Here is a 19,861-nt window from a genome sequence, read left to right as displayed (position 1 = left end):
TATGAGCAATCGTAAGCCTTATGTTCGTGAGATGAAGAGAACGTGGTGGAGCAACCATCCGTTCTACCGCTTCTACATGCTACGTGAAGCGACTGTACTGCCTTTGATTCTATTCACTCTGTTCCTAACCTTCGGTTTGGGTGCACTAGTGAAAGGGCCTGAAGCTTGGGCTGGTTGGTTGAGCTTTATGGCTAACCCTATCGTCGTTGGTATCAACATCGTGGCACTGCTAGGCAGCTTGCTGCACGCTCAAACCTTCTTCAGCATGATGCCTCAAGTAATGCCAATCCGTCTTAAAGGCAAATTGGTTGATAAAAAAATCATCGTACTGACCCAGTGGGCAGCGGTGGCTTTTATTTCTTTAATCGTTCTTGTTGTGGTGTAAGGAGCTTTCGTTATGAACACAAATTACAAAGTAAAACCTGTTAACCACAACCCACAACGCTCTGATGAGCCAATCTGGTGGGGCCTATTTGGCGCTGGCGGTACTTGGTTTGCGATGATCACACCAATCACGGTTCTAGTGTTAGGTATCTTAGTGCCAATGGGCATCATCGATGCGGACGCAATGAGCTACGAGCGTGTGTCTGAATTCGCCACCAGCATTATCGGTGCGCTATTCATCATCGGTACGCTAGCACTGCCAATGTGGCATGCAATGCACCGTCTTCACCACGGCATGCACGACCTTAAGTTCCACGTCGGCGTTGCGGGTAAAGTGGGTTGCTACTTCATTGCAGGCCTAATCAGCGCACTGTCTGTTATTTTCATCTTTATGATCTAAAAGCAGATACGGGATTCGAGTAATCGAGTATCGAAGAGCTTAAGAGCAGAAAAACGAAAGCAGAGCTAGGTTATCCAGCTCTGCTTTTTTGTTATTTGTTGAATATCTTATCTCTCTGACTCGGCTCTGATCTTCCTGCTTTTCGTATCTCGCATCTCGTTCACACATATCTGCTCTTCCAGCTCTTCGTATCTCGCATCCCGCATCCCGCATCTCGTTTACGCGAATCTGCCCCTCAAGCTCTTCGAATCCCGCATCTCGTTTACGCGAATCTGATCTTGGGATACAAAAAAAGGCCGCCTAAGCGACCTTTTTCAGATACTTGAAGTCAATTACTTCACACGACCAACGTATTCGCCAGTACGAGTATCAACTTTAACAACTTCACCGATAGCGATGAATAGAGGTACGCGAACTACCGCGCCTGTTGCTAGAGTTGCAGGCTTACCGCCAGTACCTTGTGTGTCGCCTTTAAGGCCAGGATCGGTTTCTGTTACTGCGATCTCAACAAAGTTTGGTGGAGTTACTGTGATAGGGTTATCATTCCACAACGTTAGAGTACATACGTCGTTTTCAACTAACCATTTAGAAGTCTCGCCTACTGCTTTTGCATCAGCAGCGATTTGCTCGAATGTTTCGTTGTTCATGAAGTGGTAGAATTCGCCATCGCTGTATAGGTAGCCTAGTTCAACGTCTACAACGTCCGCTAGTTCTACTGTATCGCCTGACTTAAATGTTTTCTCTAACACTTTGCCTGACAGCAGTTTACGAAGTTTAACACGGTTAAACGCTTGGCCTTTACCTGGCTTAACGTATTCATTTTCGATAATTGAGCAAGGCTCGTTATCCATCATGAATTTTAAACCGCCTTTGAATTCATTGGTGCTTACTGACGCCATGATTTTCTCTTCCACATCTTTGAGTTAATTTCAATGCCGCATATCATAACCCGAAAAGTCGAATCTGTTGAGCAAAACTGGCTCAAACAACTATCGAATGCGATCTCTGACCCGACAAAACTGCTTGAGGCATTGGAAATAGACCCAACACCATGGCAAGCAGGCTTCGCTGCTCGTGAGTTATTTGCACTTCGGGTACCTCTTAGCTTTGTCGAACGAATGGAAAAAGGCAACCCACACGATCCATTGCTACGACAGGTTTTACCGCTAAGCGAAGAGTTTGAGGTACACCAAGGCTATTCCGCTGATCCACTGGAAGAGCAAGACAACGCCATTCCTGGGCTACTGCACAAATACAAGAACCGTGCACTGATGATTGTGAAAGGCGGTTGTGCGATTAACTGCCGCTACTGCTTCCGTCGTCACTTCCCTTACCAAGATAACAAGGGCTCGAAGTCTGTTTGGCAAACCAGTCTCGACTATGTGGCTGCTCACCCAGAGATCAACGAAGTTATCTTGTCGGGTGGCGATCCACTGATGGCAAAAGACAGCGAACTAGAGTGGCTAATTCATGCTATCGCACAAATTCCACATGTGAAAACAGTTCGAATTCATAGCCGATTACCGGTTGTGATTCCCGCTCGAGTAACGGATGAACTGTGCCAATTGTTAGCTCAAACTCGCCTCAATGTGGTGATGGTGAGCCATATTAATCATGCCAACGAGATTAACTTAGAACTCAAGCAAGCCTTTCATAAGCTAAAGCAAACTGGGGCTACTCTGCTCAATCAAGGCGTGATGCTAAAAGGTGTAAATAACAACGCTAACTCATTGAAAGAATTAAGCGAAAAGCTATTCGACGCCGGTGTTTTACCTTACTATATGCATGTACTTGATAAGGTTCAGGGCGCCGCTCATTTCTATATTTCAGATGAAGAAGCCAAGCGTCACTTTAAGGGATTAATCTCTGAGGTTTCTGGCTACCTCGTACCTAAGTTAACTCGTGAAATTGGCGGCCGCACTAGTAAGACACTACTCGACCTACATATTGAATAACTCTATCTAGAGCAATGGTCGCTTCTTATCGTATTGAGTACCAAGAAGCGACAGAGACCACGACACCAGTCTTCACCTTAACAACAGACGGCTGCTAGACTTTAAGTAATCTTTATCAATCGTTAAGACAAAAAGTTTTTGTTCGATCGTCCGGTCTATTATTAGCATACTCGGCTCTATTCTAAATTTTTAGGAGGGGTGATATGTCACAATTTATAGAACAAACTCTCAACCTTGCCCCCTTTAGCTGGGCAGGCCTCGCTGCATGCATGCTGTGTGGTTCTTTAATCGGAATCGAAAGGCAAACACGCGGTAAACCCGTCGGAATCCGAACGTCGATTCTGATCATCAGTGGTACCTATTTCTTCCTTACGATGGCGATTAGCCTTTCCCCTAACACACTCGATCAAGCTCGTGTGCTTGGTCAGATAATTACGGGTGTTGGATTTCTTGGGGCTGGTGTAATGATGACACTGGATGGCAAGATTCATGGCGTGACTTCAGCCGCAATTATCTGGGTACTCGCAGCATTAGGTATGATGATCGCACTAGGGCATCTTTCCCAATCGGTCATCATCACGCTAATGGCGCTAGTGATTCTGCTTGGTGTCGATAAAGTGGAAAACAGCTTCCAAAGCTTACGTCGTGGTGTGCATCAGAAGTGGATGAGAAAAGGCCGCGTGAAGAAATAACCTCAACCTGAAACAGACATTAAAAAGGCCTAGTCACACGACTAGGCCTTTGTGTATCCAACTAATTAATACACCTGAATACACACCTGGTTCTTACCTGCAGCCTTGGCCTTATAAAGCAGCTCATCAGACGAACGAATGCTCTGGTTTTCCCACAAGTGCCCGACACTGTCGAACTTATACAGAGAGTAGAGCGTCGCGCCACCAGAAACAGAAATGTTCACCTTGTCACCTGTTGGGCATCGATAACTTTGCAAGCTAATATCGTTTTGAATTCGCTCAAAGATCGACGAAAGCAACTCCGAAGACTCACCCGTGATCGCGACAACAAACTCTTCGCCACCAAATCGCGCCACGATATCTTGCTGTCTAACGCTGTTCAGCATCAACCGAGCAACATGGCAAATCACCTCGTCCCCCACTTTATGGCCATGCTGATCATTAACGACTTTGAAATCATCGATATCAAACACGCCAACACCAATAATCGGCTCTTCATCTTGCGCCAGTAATCGAGCCTCAAAACCACATCGATTCAGCAAGTCCGTTAATGGGTCGCGCATTGCTAGCTCATTTAAACGCTGGTGCTCTTGTCTTGTATAGAAGCGCCATAGCCATAAAACCGAGAGCAGATACAAAACCAACAGTATCGAAAGCTGAATCTTCTCCATCTCCAATACATGCAGAAAGTGCTCGCTCTTATCTTCTTCAATACTCAGATATAGCTGGGTGTTAATGTCATCAACATACAGAGGCTTGGAATACGTAAAATCCATAAACCCGTATTTGTTTGCGCCTCGAGTACTGGTGACTTTATAGCCATGGGTAGGGTTCGATACTAGGTTCGAGACATAACCATCGACACCCAATACCCCTTTAAACTCACCATTAACGTAGATTCCTTTGGTTAAGGTCACCACTTTCTGACCTGTTAAGTGATCATCATATTGGCCGGTATACACCACTTGGTCTTGCCCTTGAGCTAAGCCAAAGCGAATCGTGTTCACCCAATAAGGCCTGCTATTCACAACCGAATCAAAGGTGTCGCCCTTAATGTAACTGGCAAAATCAGAAGGCGAAGAGATAATGAATTTCTCTTTTGAAATGAAATAAATCGCAGAAATGGTATCTATGGTATTGGCAAAATAAGCCATGGTCGGCGCGATGAACAGGCGCTTACCCGCTTCGGTATAAAGGTCCGATTCCGGGTTGCACATCTCGCGAGGGCCAGAGAACATAAAATAAAAACGAGGGGCATGTTGCTCCTCACTGGTGAAGTAACACGTCTCACCCTCGATCTTTTTGTCATGCGAGAATACGTAGGTATCCCCATGCAGTGGATAAAGCGCAGTGATGTTGTACTCAAGCGCATTTATGATCTGTGTGAGCTCCGCTAAAGAGCGTGTTACGCCTTGGTTTTCCATTCCATACTGTTTATCTGATTCTTCCGCTGAATCAACGAGCAACAAGCTCAAAACTACTAAAAAACTGGCGGTCAGGCCTAAGAAAGCCTTTTTAAAATCGACGGTATGGTGGTTAATCAAAGCATATAAATCATCATTGGGAGTTTATCGCACATTGTACCTATAAATTCAAACATCGCAACAACAAATATAAAACAACATGCTTATTGGGTAATTTGAGAAGTTTATCGTGGAAGTAGAATTGAATGTAATAACGCCCAAACAAGGGTTTAGGCGTTGATAGGCTTAGCGCTTAAAAGCTAATGCACTAACTGAACGTTGCTCGCCAATGGGAGAACCAAAGGCTAAACGACAGCGTTATTTAGCAAAGTTTACAATCGGGAAGCACGGGAAGAAACCGTTGTCAGCACAGTTGATCAGACCAACTTGTACGCCTTCGATTTTGTTGGTTTTGTTGAAGATACCAACCTGAACCGTAGACACTTCTGAAAGGTTCGCAGCGCCAACATCAACCATAGTGTTACCTTCTGAGTAGTTGACGAAACTCACGTTCGCGCCTTTCACATCATTAGTAATGTTCACAGCACCAAGGTTAACACCCGTTGTTTTACCCGTGTTCCAGTTGAAGAAACCTAGAGATGCACCGGTCATTTCTTGGTTCACTTTTGATGCACCCAAAATACCCAGGTTCACACCTGTGGTCGTTTGCGTCTCAGACATACCAACAACAGCAAGATCAAGACCTTTAAGGTCGTTCACTTGTCCGTGAAGTAAAGCCAAGCGCACACCGCCAACAGCGTCTGAGTCAGGTGCGTTGAAGCCATTGATCGTTGAAAACATAACAGGCGAAGAAGCAAATGCCGCCGGTGCCATTACTGCTGCAGACACAGCAAGTACTGAAAGTAGTTTTTTCATTGGGGAGTCTCCACTGACTTATTGTTCACTTGATTAATCCATTTTTAATCAAGCATTTATTGTCCTTTATTCAACAGCTACCCATGTTAAATCAATGTAATAACTGTACTGTTGAATATAAGCCGCTAAATCATAAAGAGCAATGGTTAAGAGCAGATGCGGGATTCGAGTGAACGAGATGCGAAAGCAAAAAAAACAGAGACCGAAACCTCCGCTCTAACGCTTATTATTCCAAACAAAAATCTAGGCGAGAAAATCAACATGTTTCACAAGCTTATAGCCCACACACTTATTGCCGCATCTAAAGCGATGTCATCCTAAAAAATTTATTGATAAAAGCTCAACAGACCTCAGGTATTCAAAAACTAATGTTCGTAAAATTCTGAAAATAAACTAAATTCTAATATAGGAATAGAACGATATGAAACAGTGGGAATATCATGATTAAGGAACCTACGAATAAACAGACCATTAAAGCGATTATTTCGCGTGGTTTTTTGGCTATCGTGTTATTTTTAGGCCTCTATATCTATGTTAGCCATGCTCTGAAGAACAAAGAGCAGGACATGATTAATCTCCAGCTCAGTCTTTCTGAAGCTTATAGCGTTATGCTCTCTGTCAGACGACAAGAGCAGCAGTTTGTTTCCACAAGGCAACCAGAGATTCAAGAACAACTCAATATAAAGCGAAGTCAGCTGATCGAAAAGCTGGCTGAGATCGATGGGAAAATCGTACGAAGCGACCTCAATATTTCTTTTAATTATGCCAAAGTTGTCGAGTATCTCGACGAGTACCACACCGCCTTTACATTATTAGCCCTTGAGTTAGTCAGCATACATGGCAAGAGGGACCAAATTGGGCTCATTGAGAAACTAAAAAATGCAGCGTTGACACTTGAGCGCTTCGTACATGAATCCAATAATGTGCAGCTTGAAGAATTGACTTTAGAAACACAAGATCTCATGTATCAGTTCTTTACCGATTTTGATCAGACAACATTAGATAAGATTGTCGATTCATTGTTCAAAATCCAAGATGAAATAGAACAGAATTCCCGAACGATCAGTGCATTAGCTTCGTTTAATAATTTTAAACGCCACTTTTGGCGATTGCAGCGAGGGTTAAAGAGTGTCGGGTACAGCTCTGATAGCGGCCTCAAAGGAGAACTCACCAGCAGTATTTATCATGTTGAAGATGAGCTCAACTTACTTTTCACCGAAACACCCAAGCAGATCGCAGAGAGCCTGACGCAGATAAAGTCGTACAGCTACTTATCGACAGCCGCATTAGGAGGGGTGACGTTACTGGTGCTGCTTTATGTTGTGTGGCGTGCCAGTCAACTTGAAACTCAATTGATTGTTTCACAAGAGAAAGCACGACAAGCAAACCGCGCAAAAAGTGCCTTTCTTGCCAATATGTCTCATGAGATACGGACACCGCTTAATGGCGTGATTGGTATGTCAGAAATACTGGCAGAAACCAAACTATCCGCAGAACAGAAAGACTGCCTTGGGACTATCTATACCTCTTCTCAAACCTTACTTATGTTGATCAACGATGTTCTCGATCTGTCCAAAATTGAATCGGGTAAACTGGAAATTAATCCACATACGACAGACTTAAGAGAGCTGCTGTTTGATAGCGTGACTCTGATTTCTTCTAAAGCTTATCAAAAGCAGATTAAGTTGGAAGTTGAAATTGATGGCGAGCTCCCAGAGTACATTCATGTTGATGGGAATAAAATTCGCCAAGTGTTGATGAATTTAGCCTCAAATGCGATCAAATTTACAGAACAAGGCTCTATCGTATTCACCGCTAAACGGCTTCCATCATTGGAAACAGAGTGTGTGGTCGAGTTTTTTGTTCGAGATACGGGTATTGGTATCGCAGCAGACCAACAAGAGCACATTTTCAAAGCGTTTTGCCAAGAAGATACCAACATCACCTCCAATATTGCGGGGACCGGATTAGGGCTTAGTATTTCGTCACGTATGGTGGAAATGATGGGAGGCTCGATAAACGTTGAGTCAGAGAAAGACGTGGGCAGTTGCTTTCATTTCCAATTAACCGTAGTGCCATCAGATCATTCTGAACATAAAAATCGTAAACAAACCGTTGTCTATTATTCAGATGCGCCATCGAAACTTTTACTCGATGACTTGTTCCGCCTTGGTTACTCACCACAACTAAAATCAATCGAAACAAACTTGGCGGCAACTGACCTCCCAGAGATCGCTTTGATGGAAGATATTAACCAAGCCAAAACACTGCATCGCTTAGCACCAGAGGTGAAAATCATCATAGTGAAAGATAATCTTAGTGATCCTATGAGTGAGTGTCATTTTATCTCAGGCTATGTGACTCTTCCTATGCTCGGTTCCCGCTTAAGTAGCATGTTGAACTCCGTGCTTGAAAGGTCACAGCCACAACCCCCTCAACATCAACCTGAGCCGATAGAAGCGACTGTACGTCAAAAAGTCCTCGTAGTTGAAGATAACCGCGTAAACCAGAAGGTGGTATGTATCAATTTAGATAAGTTAGGGATTGAATATTGGGTTGCCAATGATGGACAAGAAGCGATTGATTTATATAAAGGGCATCATCAAGACATCGGCCTTATCTTGATGGACTGCATGATGCCGAATGTAGATGGCTTTGAGGCAACAGAGCGAATCAGGCGCTATGAAGAAAACCTGCAACTTCAGGCAACACATATCCTCGCTTTAACGGCATCCGTACTCGATGATGATATTAAACGTTGCTTCGAGTGTGGAATGAACGATTATCTTCCAAAACCATTTAAGCGTGACATGATGCTGCAAAAAATTGATGAACAACAGTTTACGCACAAGGCAGGCTGACCAAGGAGCTTTGGGAAAAAGGGTGATGGTGAAGCTGAAATACAGATACGGGATGCGAATAAATAAGGCTTAAGAGCAAAAAAACGGAGACCGAAGTCTCCGTTTTCTAAAGCTTATGTGTGACTTTCTCTGCTATAGAGAAAGGGGGATGATTACATCATGCCGCCCATGCCACCCATACCGCCCATGCCACCCATATCAGGCATTGCAGGGCCAGAATCTTGTGGCTTATCAGTGATCATCGCTTCTGTTGTGATCATAAGACCAGCAACTGACGCTGCGAACTGAAGTGCAGAGCGAGTTACCTTAGTTGGATCTAGGATACCCATTGCAATCATGTCGCCGTATTCGCCAGTCGCCGCGTTGTAACCGTAGTTACCTTCGCCAGCACGAACGTTGTTAGCAACAACAGATTCTTCATCACCTGCGTTCTTCGTGATTTGACGGATAGGCGCTTCCATTGCACGTAGTGCAACACGGATACCGACGTTTTGCTCTTCGTTGTCGCCTTCAAGGCCAGCAACTTTAGATGCAGCGCGGATAAGTGCAACACCACCACCAGCAACCACACCCTCTTCAACGGCAGCGCGAGTTGCGTGAAGTGCATCTTCAACGCGGTCTTTCTTCTCTTTCATCTCAACTTCAGTTGCAGCGCCCACTTTGATTACTGCAACACCGCCAGCTAGCTTAGCTACGCGCTCTTGAAGTTTCTCTTTGTCGTAGTCAGACGTTGCATCTTCGATTTGTTGACGGATTTGAGAAACACGACCTTGGATCATTGTTTCTTCGCCCGCGCCATCGATGATGGTTGAGTTTTCTTTAGTGATAGTTACACGCTTAGCTTGACCTAGGTCTTCTAGCGTTACTTTCTCTAGGTCTAGGCCGATCTCTTCAGAGATAACCGTACCGCCAGTTAGGATAGCGATGTCTTGCAGCATAGACTTACGACGGTCACCGAAACCAGGCGCTTTAACAGCAGCCACTTTAACGATGCCACGCATGTTGTTCACAACTAGAGTTGCAAGCGCTTCGCCTTCTACATCTTCAGCGATGATAAGAAGTGGACGAGATGCCTTAGCAACCGCTTCTAGAGTCGGAAGAAGTTCACGGATGTTCGAAACTTTCTTGTCGATAAGAAGAATGAATGGGCTTTCTAGATCAACAGAACCCGCTTCTTGGTTGTTGATGAAGTAAGGAGATAGGTAACCACGGTCGAACTGCATACCTTCAACTACGTCTAGCTCGTCTTGTAGAGCCTGACCTTCTTCAACCGTGATTACGCCATCACGACCTACTTTTTCCATCGCTTCAGCAATGATGTTACCTACTGTCGAATCAGAGTTCGCAGAGATAGTACCTACTTGCGCGATAGCTTTTGTATCTGCGCATGGAACAGAAAGGCCTTTTAGCTCTTCAACTGCAGCGATAACTGCTTTGTCGATACCGCGCTTAAGATCCATTGGATTCATGCCAGCAGCAACGGCTTTTAAGCCTTCAGTGATGATTGCTTGAGCAAGAACTGTTGCTGTAGTCGTACCGTCGCCCGCCGCGTCATTCGCTTGCGAAGCCACTTCTTTAACCATTTGCGCGCCCATGTTTTGGAACTTGTCTTCAAGTTCGATTTCACGTGCAACTGAAACACCATCTTTAGTGATAGTCGGTGCGCCAAATGATTTGTCTAAAACAACGTTACGGCCTTTAGGACCTAGTGTTACTTTTACTGCGTCAGCCAGAACGTTTACACCTTCTAGCATTTTAATACGTGCGTCATTACCAAATTTAACGTCTTTAGCAGCCATCTTAATTTCCTTTCAAATTCTTTGTTTCGGGGCGTCTCAGCGTTATCGCGTCATTCTGAACAGTGAGGGACGAACGTGATTCAGAATCTACTCAAATCGCACTCTGTTTAGATTCCAGATAATTCGTTCCTCATTTCTGGAATGACGATATGAATCATCCAATACTGGCTCTGATAACTTTTACTGAGAGTTAAATGAAAAATAGATTACTCGACGATCGCCATGATGTCGTTTTCAGACATAATCAGAACTTCTTTGCCGTCGATTTTTTCAGTTTTCGTGCCGTAACCTTCAGCAAAGATAACGGTATCGCCAACTTTTACGTCCAACGGTTGCACTGAACCGTTTTCTAGAATGCGGCCTTTGCCGACAGCTAGAATGATACCGCGAGTCGATTTTTCTGCGGCAGAACCAGTTAGAACGATGCCACCAGCAGATTTAGATTCAACTTCTTGGCGCTCAACGATAACTCGGTCATGTAGAGGACGGATATTCATCGGTCTTATCTCCTGATAATTTCCATTTAAATTTTGATAGTTGCCACGATTAGCGTGGGTCAAACAATATGTTGGGGGCGATGTGAAAGATCCCAAGGGGGGAACGAAAAAATTGTGAGCTAAAGTGCAGATTCTCACCCCTCATCTTTCCCTGCTTTTCGTTTACTCGTATCCCGCATCTGTTTATCCTACGCTTTTGGTTTCTATCGGCGTTTTGCATGCAAGATAAGCACGGGCTATTAACTGCCCCAATTGAGAGTACATTGCGTACCATGACCATACCGACCATATTCGGTATGGTCGCGATCTTGATGTTTAACCTCGTCGATACTTTCTTCATCTCATTGCTTGGCACCCAAGCCTTAGCCGCGGTGAGTTTTACCTTTCCAGTCACCTTTGCCATCAACTGCATCACCATGGGGATTGGTATTGGCTTATCGACATGTATCGGTCGATTACTTGGCCAAGGCAGCGCACAAAATGCAGCACGCTTTACCTGTCATGGCTTATTGCTGGCTCTGCTTCTGGTCGGCTGCGCGTCTACATTAGGTATTATCGCCTTAGAACCTATGTTTACCCTGCTAGGAGCAAAGCAAGAGTTGTTGCCGCTGATATCGGAATACATGTCGGTGTGGTATCTCGCGATCCCATTGTTGGTCATCCCCATGGCAGGCAACAGCGCGATTCGAGCGACCGGTGATACGAAAACACCCGCCAAGATCATGCTACTGGCTGGCCTTATCAATGGCGTTTTAGATCCGCTACTCATCTTCGGGTATGGGCCTTTTCCTGAACTGGGGATTCAAGGCGCTGCGATTGCCAGTGGTTTCAGTTGGTTTGGTGCGTTGTGTGGCTCACTCTACGTATTGATGGTGCGAGAAAAACTGCTTGCGCCGCCTAAGCTGACAAACATCGCCAGTGACTGGCGACAGATCTTAAAAATAGGCACCCCAGCGGCTTTGTCTAACGCTCTGAACCCACTTGCCGGCGCTATCATCATGATGATGCTGGCCAAACAAGGGACTGAAGCCGTGGCGGCGTATGGCGCAGCGCAACGTATCGAGTCCATTCTTATCCTTGTGTTGATGTCTCTTACTTCGGCGCTTACGCCTTTCATGGCGCAGAACTTTGGCGCAAACAACCCACAACGCAGTTTTAAGGCACTGTTTCTGAGTATGCGTTTTGCTGTGATGTTCCAAGGTTTGATTTTCTTAATGATGGTGCCGTTGAGCATTCCTTTGGCTGCCCTGTTCTCTCAAGAAGAATCCGTCCGAGGCATATTGTGGCATTACCTGTTAGTCGTGCCCTTTAGCTATGGATTCCAAGGCATTGTGATGATGCTGATCAGTGGGATGAATGCCATGCATCAACCACTCAAAGCCTTTCAATGGAGCTTCATGCGTTTGTTTGTCTTTACCTTGCCATTCGCTTGGATAGGCAGCCAAATTGATGGTGTCGAAGGGCTATTTATAGGCTTAGCCTTGGGGAACATTGTCGGCGGTATTTCAGGGTACTTGTTTGCGCTTCGTGTAAGGGGTAAAGCAGATGCGGGATGCGAAAAGATATAAGAGCAGATACGAGATGCGAGTAACCGGGATGCGAAAAGATTTAAGAGCTTAAGAGCAGTTACGAGATTCGAAGAGCTTGAGAGCAGAAAAAGACTAAAAAAAGGAAGATGACATGGAAGACACCACTTACAAAATGTTCTATGACGCACCAATTGGCAAGATGATCATTGTTAGCAATGGTGTGTCGCTTATTGAAATTGACCATGTAAATCACGAAGAGCTAATGATTAGCAATCCAGATGACCTTTGCCAACTGGCAGCGAAACAGTTAGATGAGTACTTCGCAGGTCATCGAATAGAATTCGATTTGCCATTAAGAGCGATAAAAGGCACTGACTTTCAAAAAGTAGCTTGGCAAGCTTTAACAACCATTCCTTATGGCGAAACCATCAGTTACGGTGAACAAGCAAAGAGAATGGACAACCCAAAAGCCGTAAGAGCAGTGGGTGGTGCGAACGGCAAGAACCCATTTAGTATTGTTGTGCCTTGCCATAGAGTCATCGGCGCGAATGGAACATTAACCGGCTACACCGGCGGTATGAATCGCAAAGAGTGGTTGTTAGATTTTGAGCGTTCGATCTTAAATAAAAAGAAGTAAACCTTATCTCACTAGATCAATAATATAAAATTTCGCCATCAAGAAGCGCCATTATCACCAGACAACATATAGTCTATATTTAAAATTTCATACAAAGAGGTGATGGTAATGTCCACTGATACGATTGAATCTTATGAAGATCGAAAGCGTAGAGATGGAGCTATAGCGCTAATGAAACTATTATCGTTTTCTATTGATGATAAAAAACATGACCGAGTCAATTCAGGTACTCAGATTCGAGATAAACTGGCAAAACGTAAACAATCGGTTCAAGAATCAACATCACCGTTACGCTGATAATAATACGTTCGGTTACTTTAGTTTAATCCCATAAGTGTCAATATGGGCAAGTAACTCGCTTGATGTAATTCTATGCTTAACGAGCAAGTCAACCTTGAATGGAAGCGACGACTGTTCTAAACGATCTTGCAAGCCTGCGACGACACTTAACGAAATCCCATGCCCCTCGATAACAATATCGATGTCGGAGTTATCTTTATAAGTTCCAAGGGCTCTAGAACCGAATACCCAGGCATGAATGACTGCGGCATGACTCAAAACAATATCCTCAATCAACTGATACTGATGAGGCTTAAGGCCGACCGAGTCTGGTTTAACCAAATAACTATCGATCACATTTAACCTCTTGTTCGCATTGACCCTCTTGATCACATTTAAGCTTTAAATAGAGTGTGACTTGCCCTATCACTGGTGAAAATGACTCTAAGATCAGTGACTGAGCTTCAAGGACATTTTCCTCATCATAGGTGTGGGACAATAAATTTCGTTTTATGAGTGCTTCAAGCATAATCTCACACTGCTCCGAAGACAGGTGCTTAGCTTCTAAGGCCGTACGAAAAACGCTCCTCGGCGAAGCCACATCAAACCCTTCAAACTCAAGTAAGTCTTTAAGGGTCTTCCATGTCAGTTCGAAAGAAAATTCAAAAGTTTGTACTAACCCAGCGAGCTCTAACTCATTGTAGCTATCTTGTGAGCACGCTCTCTCAAGCCTTTGCTGCGCTTTCATTAAGTTTTGCAGTCGTTGCTTCCAACGGTCTGGGTTTGAGTTCATATAAACAGCCTAAATATAAGGTAAAAGACAAGTATAGTATGAGCCTTAAGCTACCTAATCATTCAAGAAATGTCACTCTTTCGATATTCATCAAGACTGTTCTTTTCGTCTTTTGTTTAAGGTCGTGCCCTTATATTCTCCCCTGCATGTTTTTCTTACCCAATACCTGTCCTTAAGCTCTTCGCTACTCGTTTACCCGTATCTCACATCACGCATCCGTTCTTAAGCTCTTCTCATCTCGCTTACTCGTATCTCACATCTATAAAAAAGCCCGCACTTTGAAGTGCGGGCTTTCAAAATCGTTAAAGCTCAACGTGAGCCGCTGAGCCAAACAACTATTTAACTACTGACTATTTAACGATCACATCGCCTGACATCTCAGCCGGAATTGCGATACCAGACAGAGAAAGCATCGTTGGTGCTAAGTCAGACAGCTTACCGCCCTCTTTGAACTCAACGTCTTTGCTGCCCACGTAGATAAGCGGCACTGGTAAGTTAGTATGCGCAGTGTGGATGCCACCCGTTTCTGGGTTTACCATCATTTCCGCGTTACCGTGGTCTGCAGTGATAAGCAGTTGGCCATCGGCTTCTTTGATTGCTTCAACCACTTTGCCAAGACATTCGTCTAGAGACTCTACCGCTTTAACTGCTGCATCGTAAACGCCAGTGTGGCCAACCATGTCACAGTTAGGGAAGTTACAAACGATAGCGTCGTATTTACCGCCTTTGATTGCGGCAACAAGCTTTTCAGTTAGCTCTGGCGCGCTCATTTCTGGCTGTAGGTCGTACGTTGCTACTTTTGGAGAAGCAACAAGTTGACGCTCTTCGCCTTCGAACTCGTCTTCGATACCGCCATTGAAGAAGAACGTCACGTGTGCGTATTTCTCTGTTTCAGAGATACGTAGCTGCGTCTTACCTTCCTTCGATAGCCATTCACCGTAAGTGTTCTCTAGAGAAGCCGGTGGGAATGCACATAGAAGTGGAATGTCTGCCGCGTATTGAGTCAGCATTACGAAATCGATCGCTGGGAATACGTTACGAGCAAAACCGTCGAAATCAGGAACGAATGCACGTGTAATTTCACGAGCACGGTCAGCACGGTAGTTCATGAAGATAACTGCATCACCATCAACGATAGCGGCAGACTCTTCGCCTTCAGCTTTGATTTCAGTCGCTTTAACGAACTCATCGTTTTCGTCACGAGCGTAAGCCGCTTCTAGGCCAGCTACTGCAGTGTCGAATGTGAACTCTGCTTTTGCTTGAGTCAGCAGGTCGTAAGATTCTTGAACGCGATCCCAGTTGTTATCACGGTCCATTGCGTAGTAACGACCAATAAGCGAAGCCACACGGCCTTTGCCTAGCTTAGCGAACAACGCTTGGAAACGTGCCAGTGTGTTTTCTGCGCTACGTGGCGGCGTATCACGGCCGTCTAGGAATGCGTGTAGGTAGATTTTCTCTGCGCCACGTTCTGCTGCCATTTCAACAGCTGCGTAGATGTGATCTTCATGAGAGTGAACGCCACCTGGAGACATAAGGCCCATGATGTGAACCGCTTTCTCAGCTTTCACCGCTTTATCGATAGCGTTCACTAGCGTTTCAGTTTGGCCGAACTCACCATCTGAAATTGACTTAGTAATACGAGTAAGATCTTGGTATACCACGCGACCCGCACCAATGTTGGTGTGACCCACTTCAGAGTTACCCATTTGGCCATCAGGTAGGCCTACATCTAAGCCAGAAGCCGAGATTAGCGTGTTAGGTTGGTTAGCAATAAGACCGTCTAATACTGGTGTCTTAGCGTTCGCGATAGCGTTGTCTTGGTTGTCTTCACGGTAACCGTAACCGTCAAGGATCACTAGAGCCATTGGCTTCTTAGCTGACATAGGACTGACCTCGTTCAATTCAAAATAAATCGGTATAAAAACAAATTAGCGTAATTTTACTACAGTTTACAGTCAAAACTGTAGCGGAAGATCAAGAAAGGGCGCAGGTAGGATGATCGAATGTGAAAAAAAGCGTCATTTTAGAAGGGAGTAAAGTAGGGATATGAATACTTATATCCCCACCATCCATATTGAAAAAGCGGAACAACGGTAGCCTCACGGCTCTTCAGTTTAGAAGATTAATCTCAGTGTCATGCTCTTCATCATCGTCCTGTGATTTTAGATCATGCACTGCTGGTTGCTCTATCACTGTGGTTTTGTTGGTAACATATTGAAAGCTAAAATCATCCCACAATATTTGATCCAAACTTTCTTCAATTTCTTGATTAGATGAAATATCTATTATCATGATTACTGCCTCATATCGCTATTAAAGCTCATAGTAATTATGGACAATAAACAGAACACCTTCGAAAGAATTGTGTAAAAAACACGCTAACGGAAGGTCATAATTCAAATAACCGAACCCAATATCGGTTCTAGGCTCTAGGCTCTAGGCTCTAGAAGGAGCTCTTCTTGGTTCTGAGCAGCATTCCAAACCAAATCCCCTATCCCATCTGTCGGCTTAAACCCGGTTGGTGCATCGAGAAGAAGCTGGCGAATCGCATCATGTTGTAGGTTATGACAAGCAAAATCCAAAGATTCAAGTAGCGTGTCATATTCATTAATCGGTAAGAACACTTCTTGTGCCGTCATGATTCGCTCATGAGCGGTTGGGGATACATTATCGCCAATCAATAACTCTTCATAGAGCTTCTCACCAGGGCGCAGGCCGGAGAACTGGATTTCAATATCACCATGAGGGTTCTCTTCATTCTTAACAGAAAGGCCTGAAAGGTTGATCAAGTTTGCTGCAAGGTCTGTGATTTTGACCGATTCGCCCATATCAAGAACAAACACATCACCGCCTTTACCCATAGCGCCCGCCTGAATAACCAGCTGCGCCGCTTCAGGGATGGTCATAAAGAAACGGGTAATATCGCGGTGGGTAACAGTAAGTGGGCCACCGGCTTTAATCTGCCTTTTAAACAGAGGAATAACCGAGCCAGAAGAGCCAAGTACATTACCAAAGCGAACCATACAGAAACGTGTGCCGTGCTCTTTTTGATTCTCTTGCTCAGCCAAAGCTTGTAGACCTAATTCCGCCATACGCTTGGTTGTCCCCATCACGTTAGTTGGGCGTACCGCTTTGTCTGTCGAGATAAGCACAAATGATTCAACACCTGCTTCAATCGCAGCTTTGGCGGTATAGTAAGTTCCGTAAACATTATTACGCACGCCTTCGACAACGTTGTACTCGACGAGAGGAACGTGTTTATAAGCCGCGGCATGATAAACCGTTTGGACACCAAAAGACTGCATTGAGGTTAACAAGCGATGCGAACGCTGCACCGAGCCTAACAGTGGAACGATTTCAACATCATAACCTTTGGTTTCTTTAACTAAAGAAAGCTCACGATCAATTTGGTACAAGCCAAACTCAGAGACTTCAAACAACACTAATGTTTTAGGTTGTTGTTTGAGGATTTGACGACAAAGTTCAGAACCAATAGAGCCGCCCGCACCGGTCACCATCACCACTTTATCTTTGATGTCAGCTTCCATCAGAGCTTGCTGAGGCGCAACCGCATCACGACCGAGCAAATCTTCAATAGGTACATCGGTAAGCTCATCAATCTTTGCTTTACCTGACACAATATCCGCCATTTCAGGAACGGTTTGAATCTCAACGGGCAGCTGCGCCAGCAAATCCAATACTTGCTTACGGCGAGCACGAGAAGCGCTGGGTATCGCGAGTAGGACTTTAGAAACGTCGTGCTTTTCAATCAACCTTTCCGCTTTGCCTAATACAATAACGGGCAAACCCAAAATCATCGTATTGGTGAGCGTTTTATCTTCATCAATAAACGCACGTACTCGATAATCTTCGGAAGCACGAAGTGCGACCGCAAGCTGCCGACCACCAGAGCCTGCACCATAAATCAACACTTCTTGACGTGAGTCTTTCGAAGGTGACGTAGTGGCAACAAGGTTACGAACAACAAGACGAGAGCCACCACACAATAGCGCTAAGTAAGCACCATAGATGATAGGCACAGTACGAGGGATAGGCTCTTGCAAGTAATAGGCAAACAGAGCCAAAGAGATGGCCGATAATATTGCGCCTGCCGTTACCACAAACAGTGCTTGAAAGGTGAGGTACCTAAGAACAGCGCGATAAAGTCCTATTTTGGTGAAAATAATGACCGTTGTTATTACTGTTAAGCCTGTCAGTAATAAATTATCACCATCTGTCAAAAACTGAAAATCACCTAACCTTGTCCACAAAGCAATATGCAGAGCAAAGAGAATAAGCAAAGTATCGATAGAAACACTGATAACCCGCTTTTTAAAACGAGAAAGGTGCCATATGAAGTTTAGACGTTGCATAAAGTTATTCTTATTTATTGGTATTTAATAGACCACAAAGACTGCATGAGTGGGGGTGTATTGAACATGATTTGAGTTTGCAAGGAGAGGTTACAAACTCCAATCCAAACATTCACTTTGAGCTTAAATTTGTTACTGACCTAAACACCCCAACAGTTCGACAATTTTAACTTATTGGGGTATTTGTGACTTATCTAAAAAAGGATCTTACACAAACAGTCATCTCATACTTGAGACTCTAAAACCACTAAGCCAATAATTATGAGTAGCGAACTAGAAGGGGAAAAATACTTTTTAATAACGCGTACTATTTTACTTGCTGTAAAACTCACGATACCACTGGATAAACTCAGCAACACCTTCTTTGACTGTTACTTTTGGTGTGTAGCCCGTTACGGTAAACAAGTCTTGCGTATCTGCATACGTTTGGTATACGTCACCAAGTTGCATTTCTCGGAAGTTTTTCTTCGCTTCAATGCCCAGTTCATCTTCAATTGCTTTAACAAAGTCCATTAATTTTATTGGTGAGCCATGACCAATGTTAAACACCGCGTAAGGGGCAGAGCTAGTTGCAGGAGAACCCGCTTCGACCGTCCAGTAGTTATCACGTGTTGGTATTACATCCGCGATACGTACTACACCCTCGACAATATCGTTTACGTGAGTAAAATCACGCCACATATCACCATTGTTGTTGATATCAATAGTATCGCCATCAAGGATCTTCTTAGTGAAGATAAACGGTGCCATATCTGGGCGGCCCCACGAACCATACACGGTAAAGAAGCGTAAGCCTGTGGTAGGAATGTCGTATAAGTGAGAATAGCTGTGCGCCATTAGCTCATTCGACTTCTTGGTCGCTGCGTACAATGAAACTGGGTGATCGACCGAATCTGACGTTGCAAACGGTGTTTTAGCATTCAACCCGTATACAGAACTTGAAGAGGCATAAACCAAGTGCTTCACTTTATTGTGACGACAACCTTCAAGAATGTTTAAGTGACCAACAAGGTTTGAATCCGCATACGCGTGTGGGTTTTCAATAGAATAGCGAACACCCGCTTGTGCAGCCAAGTGAATCACTTGGTCAAATTGCTCCGCTTCAAATAAGCTAGCTACACCATCGCGATCGGCAATGTCCAACTGGACCAATTTAAAATTTGCATGTTGAATACGCGCTAGGCGTGCTTCTTTCAAAGCGACATCGTAGTAATCATTCAGGTTATCTACGCCAACCACTTGATGGCCTTTCGCCGTTAGCTGTTCTACTACTGCACTGCCGATAAACCCTGCTGAGCCCGTTACCAAATACTTCATTTTTTA

Annotated in this window: 19 protein-coding genes; 8 read left to right on the top strand and 11 right to left on the bottom strand. The window is 44.5% G+C overall.

Annotated elements, in window-relative coordinates; all coding sequences use genetic code 11:
* Position 1: 1 nt before the first annotated feature.
* Positions 2-385 (top strand): fumarate reductase subunit FrdC, encoded by a 384-nt coding sequence (frdC, locus tag AB6E51_RS20930; protein ID WP_017061300.1) that lies wholly within the window; start codon positions 2-4, stop codon positions 383-385.
* 12 nt (positions 386-397) lie between these two features.
* A complete protein-coding gene (gene frdD / locus AB6E51_RS20925) occupies positions 398-784 on the top strand; it encodes a fumarate reductase subunit FrdD (protein WP_372057586.1) in 387 nt (128 codons plus the stop codon).
* A gap of 332 nt (positions 785-1,116) precedes the next feature.
* Here the strand turns inward: frdD and efp are convergent, their stop codons facing one another.
* Positions 1,117-1,683, bottom strand: coding sequence for an elongation factor P (gene efp, locus AB6E51_RS20920; protein WP_017067165.1), 567 nt, complete (start codon positions 1,681-1,683; stop codon positions 1,117-1,119).
* Positions 1,684-1,716: 33 nt separating this feature from the next.
* On the opposite strand from efp, the gene epmB reads away from it, so the two are divergent.
* Together epmB and AB6E51_RS20910 are read left to right on the top strand one after the other, a co-directional pair.
* A complete protein-coding gene (gene epmB, locus AB6E51_RS20915; protein WP_372057585.1) occupies positions 1,717-2,739 on the top strand; it encodes an EF-P beta-lysylation protein EpmB in 1,023 nt (340 codons plus the stop codon).
* 203 nt (positions 2,740-2,942) lie between these two features.
* On the top strand, positions 2,943-3,431 hold the full coding sequence (locus AB6E51_RS20910; RefSeq protein WP_004733333.1) for an MgtC/SapB family protein: 489 nt from the start codon (positions 2,943-2,945) through the stop codon (positions 3,429-3,431).
* 65 nt (positions 3,432-3,496) lie between these two features.
* Here the strand turns inward: AB6E51_RS20910 and AB6E51_RS20905 are convergent, their stop codons facing one another.
* Together AB6E51_RS20905 and AB6E51_RS20900 are read right to left on the bottom strand one after the other, a co-directional pair.
* Positions 3,497-4,975, bottom strand: coding sequence for a diguanylate cyclase (locus tag AB6E51_RS20905; protein ID WP_372057584.1), 1,479 nt, complete (start codon positions 4,973-4,975; stop codon positions 3,497-3,499).
* Between the two features lie 237 nt (positions 4,976-5,212).
* Positions 5,213-5,770: a VC2662 family protein gene (locus tag AB6E51_RS20900; RefSeq protein WP_017061293.1), complete on the bottom strand. Its 558-nt coding sequence runs from the start codon at positions 5,768-5,770 to the stop codon at positions 5,213-5,215.
* Between the two features lie 440 nt (positions 5,771-6,210).
* Here AB6E51_RS20900 and AB6E51_RS20895 point away from each other — a divergent pair, with 440 nt between their 5' ends.
* A complete protein-coding gene (locus AB6E51_RS20895; RefSeq protein ID WP_372057583.1) occupies positions 6,211-8,631 on the top strand; it encodes an ATP-binding protein in 2,421 nt (806 codons plus the stop codon).
* Between the two features lie 152 nt (positions 8,632-8,783).
* Here AB6E51_RS20895 and groL read toward each other — a convergent pair whose 3' ends face one another.
* Positions 8,784-10,430 (bottom strand): chaperonin GroEL, encoded by a 1,647-nt coding sequence (gene groL, locus AB6E51_RS20890; protein WP_017061290.1) that lies wholly within the window; start codon positions 10,428-10,430, stop codon positions 8,784-8,786.
* Positions 10,431-10,636: 206 nt separating this feature from the next.
* On the bottom strand, positions 10,637-10,927 hold the full coding sequence (locus AB6E51_RS20885) for a co-chaperone GroES (protein ID WP_010433998.1): 291 nt from the start codon (positions 10,925-10,927) through the stop codon (positions 10,637-10,639).
* Between the two features lie 218 nt (positions 10,928-11,145).
* Between AB6E51_RS20885 and AB6E51_RS20880 the strand changes: the two genes are divergently transcribed.
* The 3 genes from AB6E51_RS20880 to AB6E51_RS20870 all read left to right on the top strand — a co-directional run bounded on the left by AB6E51_RS20880 (position 11,146) and on the right by AB6E51_RS20870 (position 13,390).
* Complete coding sequence (locus tag AB6E51_RS20880) at positions 11,146-12,495, top strand: MATE family efflux transporter (RefSeq protein ID WP_372057581.1); 1,350 nt, start codon at positions 11,146-11,148, stop codon at positions 12,493-12,495.
* A 112-nt stretch (positions 12,496-12,607) separates the two neighbouring features.
* On the top strand, positions 12,608-13,093 hold the full coding sequence (locus AB6E51_RS20875; protein WP_371725423.1) for a methylated-DNA--[protein]-cysteine S-methyltransferase: 486 nt from the start codon (positions 12,608-12,610) through the stop codon (positions 13,091-13,093).
* Between the two features lie 108 nt (positions 13,094-13,201).
* Positions 13,202-13,390 carry a hypothetical protein gene (locus AB6E51_RS20870; RefSeq protein ID WP_017063158.1) on the top strand — a complete coding sequence of 63 codons (189 nt, stop codon included), beginning with the start codon at positions 13,202-13,204 and terminating at the stop codon, positions 13,388-13,390.
* Between the two features lie 15 nt (positions 13,391-13,405).
* Here AB6E51_RS20870 and AB6E51_RS20865 read toward each other — a convergent pair whose 3' ends face one another.
* The 6 genes from AB6E51_RS20865 to AB6E51_RS20840 form a co-directional block, all read right to left on the bottom strand.
* A complete protein-coding gene (locus tag AB6E51_RS20865; protein ID WP_017063157.1) occupies positions 13,406-13,729 on the bottom strand; it encodes a nucleotidyltransferase family protein in 324 nt (107 codons plus the stop codon).
* On the bottom strand, positions 13,719-14,165 hold the full coding sequence (locus AB6E51_RS20860; protein ID WP_017093683.1) for an HI0074 family nucleotidyltransferase substrate-binding subunit: 447 nt from the start codon (positions 14,163-14,165) through the stop codon (positions 13,719-13,721). The genes AB6E51_RS20865 and AB6E51_RS20860 overlap by 11 nt, the downstream gene beginning before the upstream one ends.
* 350 nt (positions 14,166-14,515) lie before the next feature.
* Complete coding sequence (gene gpmM / locus AB6E51_RS20855) at positions 14,516-16,048, bottom strand: 2,3-bisphosphoglycerate-independent phosphoglycerate mutase (RefSeq protein WP_102332651.1); 1,533 nt, start codon at positions 16,046-16,048, stop codon at positions 14,516-14,518.
* Between the two features lie 226 nt (positions 16,049-16,274).
* Complete coding sequence (locus AB6E51_RS20850) at positions 16,275-16,457, bottom strand: hypothetical protein (protein ID WP_017063154.1); 183 nt, start codon at positions 16,455-16,457, stop codon at positions 16,275-16,277.
* Positions 16,458-16,594: 137 nt separating this feature from the next.
* Positions 16,595-18,538 (bottom strand): polysaccharide biosynthesis protein, encoded by a 1,944-nt coding sequence (locus AB6E51_RS20845; protein WP_372057579.1) that lies wholly within the window; start codon positions 18,536-18,538, stop codon positions 16,595-16,597.
* Positions 18,539-18,850: 312 nt separating this feature from the next.
* A complete protein-coding gene (locus AB6E51_RS20840; RefSeq protein ID WP_372057578.1) occupies positions 18,851-19,855 on the bottom strand; it encodes an NAD-dependent epimerase in 1,005 nt (334 codons plus the stop codon).
* Positions 19,856-19,861: the final 6 nt, after the last annotated feature.

Source organism: Vibrio sp. 10N.247.311.47, assembly GCF_041467535.1.
GTDB classification, from domain to species: domain Bacteria; phylum Pseudomonadota; class Gammaproteobacteria; order Enterobacterales; family Vibrionaceae; genus Vibrio; species Vibrio crassostreae_C.
This window is presented reverse-complemented; position numbering and strand designations above follow the sequence as displayed.

Excerpts from the sequence above, each read along its gene's own strand:
- frdC (WP_017061300.1), top strand. The coding sequence starts at position 2 with ATGAGCAATCGTAAGCCTTATGTTCGTGAGATGAAGAGAACGTGGTGG.
- frdD (WP_372057586.1), top strand. The coding sequence starts at position 398 with ATGAACACAAATTACAAAGTAAAACCTGTTAACCACAACCCACAACGC.
- efp (WP_017067165.1), bottom strand. The coding sequence starts at position 1,683 with ATGGCGTCAGTAAGCACCAATGAATTCAAAGGCGGTTTAAAATTCATG.
- epmB (WP_372057585.1), top strand. The coding sequence starts at position 1,717 with ATGCCGCATATCATAACCCGAAAAGTCGAATCTGTTGAGCAAAACTGG.
- AB6E51_RS20910 (WP_004733333.1), top strand. The coding sequence starts at position 2,943 with ATGTCACAATTTATAGAACAAACTCTCAACCTTGCCCCCTTTAGCTGG.
- AB6E51_RS20900 (WP_017061293.1), bottom strand. The coding sequence starts at position 5,770 with ATGAAAAAACTACTTTCAGTACTTGCTGTGTCTGCAGCAGTAATGGCA.
- AB6E51_RS20895 (WP_372057583.1), top strand. The coding sequence starts at position 6,211 with ATGATTAAGGAACCTACGAATAAACAGACCATTAAAGCGATTATTTCG.
- groL (WP_017061290.1), bottom strand. The coding sequence starts at position 10,430 with ATGGCTGCTAAAGACGTTAAATTTGGTAATGACGCACGTATTAAAATG.
- AB6E51_RS20885 (WP_010433998.1), bottom strand. The coding sequence starts at position 10,927 with ATGAATATCCGTCCTCTACATGACCGAGTTATCGTTGAGCGCCAAGAA.
- AB6E51_RS20880 (WP_372057581.1), top strand. The coding sequence starts at position 11,146 with ATGCAAGATAAGCACGGGCTATTAACTGCCCCAATTGAGAGTACATTG.
- AB6E51_RS20875 (WP_371725423.1), top strand. The coding sequence starts at position 12,608 with ATGGAAGACACCACTTACAAAATGTTCTATGACGCACCAATTGGCAAG.
- AB6E51_RS20870 (WP_017063158.1), top strand. The coding sequence starts at position 13,202 with ATGTCCACTGATACGATTGAATCTTATGAAGATCGAAAGCGTAGAGAT.
- AB6E51_RS20860 (WP_017093683.1), bottom strand. The coding sequence starts at position 14,165 with ATGAACTCAAACCCAGACCGTTGGAAGCAACGACTGCAAAACTTAATG.
- gpmM (WP_102332651.1), bottom strand. The coding sequence starts at position 16,048 with ATGTCAGCTAAGAAGCCAATGGCTCTAGTGATCCTTGACGGTTACGGT.
- AB6E51_RS20850 (WP_017063154.1), bottom strand. The coding sequence starts at position 16,457 with ATGATAATAGATATTTCATCTAATCAAGAAATTGAAGAAAGTTTGGAT.
- AB6E51_RS20845 (WP_372057579.1), bottom strand. The coding sequence starts at position 18,538 with ATGCAACGTCTAAACTTCATATGGCACCTTTCTCGTTTTAAAAAGCGG.
- AB6E51_RS20840 (WP_372057578.1), bottom strand. The coding sequence starts at position 19,855 with ATGAAGTATTTGGTAACGGGCTCAGCAGGGTTTATCGGCAGTGCAGTA.